Origin of the sequence: Brevibacterium sp. (assembly GCF_022712115.1) — a bacterium.
In the GTDB taxonomy this organism is placed as follows: domain Bacteria; phylum Actinomycetota; class Actinomycetes; order Actinomycetales; family Brevibacteriaceae; genus Brevibacterium; species Brevibacterium salitolerans.
Window position 1 is genome coordinate 1 of record NZ_JALAHB010000213.1, and the last position, 6,087, is coordinate 6,087.

The 6,087-nt window shown below is 73.0% G+C and carries 5 protein-coding genes; 3 read left to right on the forward strand and 2 right to left on the reverse strand.

What is annotated here, in order from left to right; genetic code table 11:
• Positions 1-963 (reverse strand): phosphotransferase (locus Q0A33_RS12380; protein WP_291797118.1); only part of this gene is annotated, 963 nt, incomplete at its 3' end.
• 140 nt (positions 964-1,103) lie between these two features.
• Here Q0A33_RS12380 and nudC point away from each other — a divergent pair.
• Together nudC and Q0A33_RS12390 are read left to right on the forward strand one after the other, a co-directional pair.
• Entirely contained in the window at positions 1,104-2,111 is a 1,008-nt protein-coding gene (gene nudC / locus Q0A33_RS12385; RefSeq protein WP_291797121.1) for an NAD(+) diphosphatase, read from the forward strand.
• A complete protein-coding gene (locus tag Q0A33_RS12390; protein ID WP_291797125.1) occupies positions 2,108-4,159 on the forward strand; it encodes an ATP-dependent DNA helicase UvrD2 in 2,052 nt (683 codons plus the stop codon). Before nudC ends, Q0A33_RS12390 begins: the two co-directional genes overlap by 4 nt.
• Here the strand turns inward: Q0A33_RS12390 and Q0A33_RS12395 are convergent.
• Positions 4,098-5,024 carry a hypothetical protein gene (locus Q0A33_RS12395; protein ID WP_291797128.1) on the reverse strand — a complete coding sequence of 309 codons (927 nt, stop codon included), beginning with the start codon at positions 5,022-5,024 and terminating at the stop codon, positions 4,098-4,100. The genes Q0A33_RS12390 and Q0A33_RS12395 overlap by 62 nt on opposite strands.
• A 525-nt stretch (positions 5,025-5,549) precedes the next feature.
• Here Q0A33_RS12395 and Q0A33_RS12400 point away from each other — a divergent pair.
• Positions 5,550-6,087 (forward strand): M48 family metallopeptidase (locus tag Q0A33_RS12400; RefSeq protein WP_291797130.1); only part of this gene is annotated, 538 nt, incomplete at its 3' end.

A 6,087-nucleotide genomic window follows, 5' to 3' on the forward strand; every position in this document is an offset into this window, starting at 1 on the left:
CGCCGGCTCCTCGGCGGTCGAGGCCGCAGCTGCATCGTCGTCTGCCTCCTCCGGCACCGTGATCTCCGCGAGCGCCTCGAGGAGGGCGACGGCGTCGTCCACGGCGGCGGAGTCCTGGGCGGCGAGGGCTGCGAGCAGCCATTCGAGGACGGTGATCTCCGAATGGAAGCCCACCCGTGTCCGCAGTCCCGGGTCGTCTCCGCCGCGGATGCGCCGGTAGGCGCGGAAGAAGCTCTCGAAGTCCTCCGGGGTGAGGAGCGAGGAGATCGCGGCGAGATCCGCGGCGGGATCCCCCACCCGGAGGCGGCCCAGGCCGCTGATGCCGGTGATCCTGCCGTCCTCGGCCCACAGCGCGTCCGGGCCCAGGTTCGCGTGGACGGGCACCGGGAGGAAGCGCCAGGCGGAGACGTCCTCGAGGGCCTGCTCCCACCGCTGGAGCAGTGCGACGGGGACACGGCCGCTCTCCGCGGCCGTGTCCAGATCGGCGAGCAGCCTCTCGCGCATCTCCGCGGACTCCTCGACGACCAGCCCCGCGTCCGCCAGCGGGCCCGGATCCGCGCTGTGGATGAGCGCGAGCGCCTCCGCGAGGGACTCGACGAGCTCCGGGCGGTCCGTGAACATGTCCGTGGACAGGGGCAGGCCGGGCATGGGCTCCGCGAGCATGAGCGTCTGGCTGGCCTCCGTCCCTAGGAGCGAGCCGGGCACGCTGCGGGAGGCGAGGACCGTCGGGAGCGCGAAGGGCGCCTCGGACAGGAGCGGAGCGAGCACGGCGGCCGCCACCTTCTCCGCCGAGGCGCCGGCCTCGGCCTCCGGCGGCCAGACCGCTGCGATCAGCGTGCGGTCCCCGTCGGTCAGGAGCACGCGCCTGGCGTCCGCGGGGGGCAGATCCGTCCAGGCGTGCGGGGAGAAGCCGTCGAGCATCGAGGCGGCGACGGCGGCGATCCTCAGTCCGGTAGTGTCCACGCCCCCAAACTACCTGCTGTGCCGTCCGCGGTGCGGCGCTGACCGGGGCGTGTCCCCGGGTGGGCCCGCGGATCCCGCCGGGCGACCGGCAGCGTGACGATCACCGGGACGTGTCCGCGCCCTTCGATAGGCTGAGCCCCATGAAGGAACTCCCGCTCCTGCCCCCAGCCAGCCTCTCCCGGACCGCTGTGGACCGGTCCCATCTCCACCGGGCCGAGGGCACGGATGCGCTCTGGCGGTCCGGACGTGCGCGCGGCGTGCTCGCCCATCGCGGCGGACTGCTGGTGGCCCGGGGCGGCCTCCACCTCGTCGACCGCGACAGCGTGCCGGAGGACTCCCTGCTCCTCTACCTGGGCATGGACGAGGCGGGCACCCACTTCATCGGCGCCTCTCTCACGGACGAGGGCCGTGCGGCCGTGGACGCCCGCCTCGCGCAGGAGGAGACGCGGGACCCCGAGGACCTCCTCACGGATCCGGTGGGCGGCCTCCATTCCACCCGGCCGGTGTGGATCGGACTGCGCGAGCTCGGCACCCGGCTCGACGACCGGGACGTGGCGCTGGCGACCTCCCTCGTCGCCGTGGGCAACTGGCACGCCACGCACACCCACTCCCCGCGCACCGGCGCACCCACCCGGCCCGTGCTCGCGGGCTGGGTGAGGGAGGATCCGGAGGCGGGCACGGAGCACTTCCCCCGGACGGATCCGGCGGTCATCATGGCCGTCGTGCACACCTCCGAGGACGGGACCGAACGACTGCTCCTGGGCTCCAACGCGATGTGGCCCCGTGACCGCTTCTCCCTCCTCGCCGGCTTCGTGGAGCCGGGGGAGACGCTCGAGTCCGCCGTCGTCCGGGAGGTCGAGGAGGAGGCCGGGCTGCGCGTGCACAGCCCCCGCTACGTGGGCTCCCAGCCGTGGCCGTTCCCGGCCTCCCTCATGCTGGGGTTCACCGCGGAGGCGGACACGCTGGAGGTCGTCTCCGACGAGGACGAGATCACCCAGCTGCGCTGGTTCACCCGTGAGGAGCTCGTCTCCGCACTGGCCGAGGGCACGGTGGCGGTGCCGGACTCCGTCTCCATCGCCGGGCAGATCATCGCGGCCTGGGCGGGCAGCCTGGACCCGGAGACCACCGGCTGGTCCGCACAGGGATGACGGGCACGCACCCACTGCTGGAGGGGCTGGACCCGGAACAGCGGCTGGTCGCAGAGCATCTGCGGGGGCCGCTCGTGGTGCTGGCGGGAGCGGGCACGGGCAAGACCCGCGCGATGACGCACCGGATCGCCTACGGGGCCGCCACGGGCGCGCTGGACCCTCGCCACGTCCTCGCCCTCACCTTCACCACCAAAGCGGCGGGGGAGATGCGCTCCCGTCTGCGCGCCCTGGGAGCGGGCACCGTCCAGGCGCGCACGTTCCACTCCGCGGCGCTGCGGCAGCTGCGGTACTTCTGGCCCCAGTTCGCGGAGGGCCCGTTCCCGGAGCTCATCGCGCAGAAGGCGCCCCTGGTGTCCCGCGCCGTGCAGTCCGTGGGCATCTCCCCGGAGCGTGAGACCGTCCGCGACGTCGCCGCGGAGATCGAGTACGCGGCGGTGTCCCTGCTGGGCGCGGAGGAGTACGCGGAGCGCGCGCAGCGCCGGAGCCTCCCGGAGGGCGTCGATCCGGACGCCATGGTGCGGGTGCTGGAGCGCTACGGGGAGATCAAGACGGAGCGGCGGGTCCTCGACTTCGAGGACGTGCTGCTCGTGCTCACCGGCGTGCTCGGAAGCCGCGAGGACATCGCCGCGGAGGTCCACGGCCAGTACCGGCACTTCGTCGTCGACGAGTTCCAGGACGTCTCGCCCCTGCAGTACGACCTGCTCATGCGCTGGCTGGGCCGCCGGGACTCGCTGTGCGTGGTGGGGGATCCCGCACAGACCATCTACACGTTCGCGGGAGCCTCCGACCGGTACCTGCGCCGTCTCCCCGTCGACTTCCCCGAGGCGCAGGAGATCCGGCTGGTCCGCAACTACCGCTCCGCGGAGCCGATCATCGGGGTCGCCAATGCGGTGCTCGCCCGCACCGCACGCTCGCCCATCCGGCTGCGCGGCACGGACCGCACCGGTCCCGCGCCCGCCTTCACCGAGTACGCGGACGATGCGGCCGAGGCGGAGGCGGTGGCCGCCCGCATCGCGGCGGAGATCGGCGGCGGACGCCGGGCGGGCGACATCGCCGTGCTGTTCCGGACCAACTCGCAGAGCCGCCTGTTCGAGGAGGCGCTGAGCGCGCGCGGCGTGCCGTACGTGCTGCGCGGAGGGGAGCGCTTCTTCGCGCGGCGTGAGGTCAAGGAGGCGATCGCGATCATGCGCGCGGCCTCGGGACGGGGCGGCACGGACCCGCTCGATGCGCAGGTGCGGGCGATCCTCTCCTCCATCGGCTGGACCCCTGCGGCGCCCGGCGCCCAGGGAGCGGTGCGCGAGCGCTGGGAATCGCTCACGGCACTCGTGAATCTGGCACAGGACACCCAGGAGAAGTCCGCCCTGCCGGTGCCCCTGACGGCGTTCATCGCTGAGCTCGACGATCGTGCGGAGCACCAGTTCGCCCCCACCGTCGACGGCGTCACGCTCGCCTCTGTCCACGCCGCCAAGGGCCTGGAGTGGGAGAGCGTGCACCTCGTGGGGGTCTCGGAGGGGCTCATGCCCATCGGGTACGCGGAGACCGCGGACGACATCGACGAGGAGCGCAGGCTCTTCTACGTGGCGGTGACCCGTGCGCGCACCGCTCTTTCCCTGAGCTGGTCGAAGGGCCGTCGCGGCGGGAGCGGACGGAGGCCCTCCCGGTTCGTCTCGGAGATCCAGGCGGAACGGCGGACGACCGCGGCGGCGCCGGCGGGGCCGCGCAGTCCCGCCCCTGCGCCGGTGAAGTGCCGCGTGTGCGCCCGGCTGCTTACCACGCGGGCGGAGAGGAACCGCGGCCGCTGCGCCGAATGCCCGGCGGAGGTCGACGACGCGGTGCTCGAGGCGGTGATCCACTGGCGCTCCGCGAAGGCGGAGGAGAGCCGCCTGCCGGTCTTCCTCGTGCTCTCGATGCCCACTGTGCGTGAGATCGCGGAGAAGCGACCGGAGGGTCTCGACGAACTGGGCCGGGTGAACGGGATCGGGCCGCTCAAGCTGGAGCAGTACGGTGCAGAGCTGCTGGAGCTGGTGCGGGCGCACCGCTCGGGCTGAGTGGGATGCGGCAGTCGCACTCGGGGTGGAACCGCCCCGGCCGCCGTGAGACCGCGCCCTCGCGGCCGTCCACGGTGACGATCTCCCCGAACCCGGTGCCGTGCACGCGCATGCCGCGCAGCAGGCGGGCGGTCTCGAGGCAGGCGGCCTCGAGCAGCAGCGGATCCACGAGTGCCTGCCCGGATCGCCTGGACAGCTGCGTCCAGGCCTCGAACCAGTCGGGGTCGCCGTCCCGGTCCGAGAGCACCGCGCACACCGCGCACGGTCCCGTGCCGGGGAGCACCGGTACGATCTCTGCGCGCCGGTCGCCGATCCGCACGGACAGGTGCGGAGCGTCCTCGGCGAAGAGGGCAGACGCCTGCGCGATGTCGTGGGTGTGGCGGTTCATGAGCACCGTGAGCGCGTCGCGGCCGCCGGCGCGGACTGCTGCTGCGGCGGTCTCGTGCGCCGTGGCGGAGAAGCCGGCCGCGGTGAGCGTGCGCAGCTGCGTCTCCCGGTCGCTGCCCAGCACGTGGACCGGCACGGCGGCGATGCGTCCGGCGACGGCGGAGGCCTCGAGCCCGTGGAGCGCGGAATAGGATTCGGCGAACCCGCGGGGCATGCCGCTGTGCCCTGCCGGGCTCTCCGGTTCGAGGAGATCGGCCTCGCGCAGCAGCCCCAGCAGGGAGGCGGTTCGTGCGTCGTCACCGCCGCCGAGCGAGCCGGCCGCGAAGAGGTCCGCCTCGCTGCAGCCTCGGCAGAGGACGTCGAGCAGAGCCAGATCGTCCTCGGTGAGCCCGTCGAGCAGGACGGGCTCGTCCACCCCGAACTGGACGGCGGCCCCGTTCCTCCTCACCAGCGGCACGCTTCTCCGGAACTGCAGCATCGCCCTGCCTCCTGTGCGCGGAGCACCAGGCTACCGGCGGCGGGGGGAGCCGCGGAAGGGCGTGCGGGAGGGTGTGGACAACCTGAGGATACACAAACGGCCGGAAGACGTGCAGCCTGGCTTCCGCTCGAGGCGGATGCGCTGCCGACCACGTCTTCCGGTCGTGTGTCCCCCAGCCGCGCGCGGTGCTCGTGGGCCTTCCCCTAGCCCACGAACCCGGGTTTTCCAGGGGTACGAGTCACTAACCTAGAAGCCTCCGGTCACCGCGTCAATGCGGGTATTCACAGTTGCGGCTTCCGGGCTGTGGATAAGGTGTTGACGACCTGGGTCCGCATGTGGACGGAGGTGTGGACCGAGCCCGCCGGCGGCAGGTCCCGACCGCGCCGATACGGGGATCTCGCTGTGGAAGGTTCCCGCCCACAGATTTGCGTGAGGAAATCTTCGTCTCATTCCGCCAGCCGGAGCCGTCCGAGGCTCGGCTCAGTGCGAGCGCCGTGTCCGCGCGGCACGGTACCGTCAGTGCCCATGGACTCCACTCAGGTGCGCACGGCGCTGGCAGACGGGCGGATCCGCGTCCGCCGCTCCGCCCGGCGCAGGAAGACGATCGCCGTGAGCCGGGAGGGGGAGAACTGGCTGCTGGCCGTGCCGCAGCGGTTCGACCCGGAGCGGAACGCGCATCGCGTCGGCGAGCTCATCGCGCGTGCGGAGCGGAAGTCGCAGGCGCCCCCGCGCAGCGACGAAGAGCTCCTGCGCCGGGCGGAGGAGCTGAATGCGCGCTACTTCGACGACGGGATCGCTCCCGCCGGGGTGCGCTGGGTGGGCAACCAGCGGTCCCGCTTCGCCTCGACGACGAGTTCGAGCCGGACGATCCGCGTCTCCGCGCGCCTGCGCTTCGTGCCGGACTGGGTGCTGGACTCCGTGCTCGTCCACGAGCTCGCGCACCTGCGGCAGCCCAACCACTCGGCGGCCTTCAGAGCGCTGACCGCCCGCTATCCGCACACGGAGCGGGCGGAGGGCTTCCTCGAGGGCTTCAGCGCAGGCGTGAGCGCCGTGGAGGCGGAGC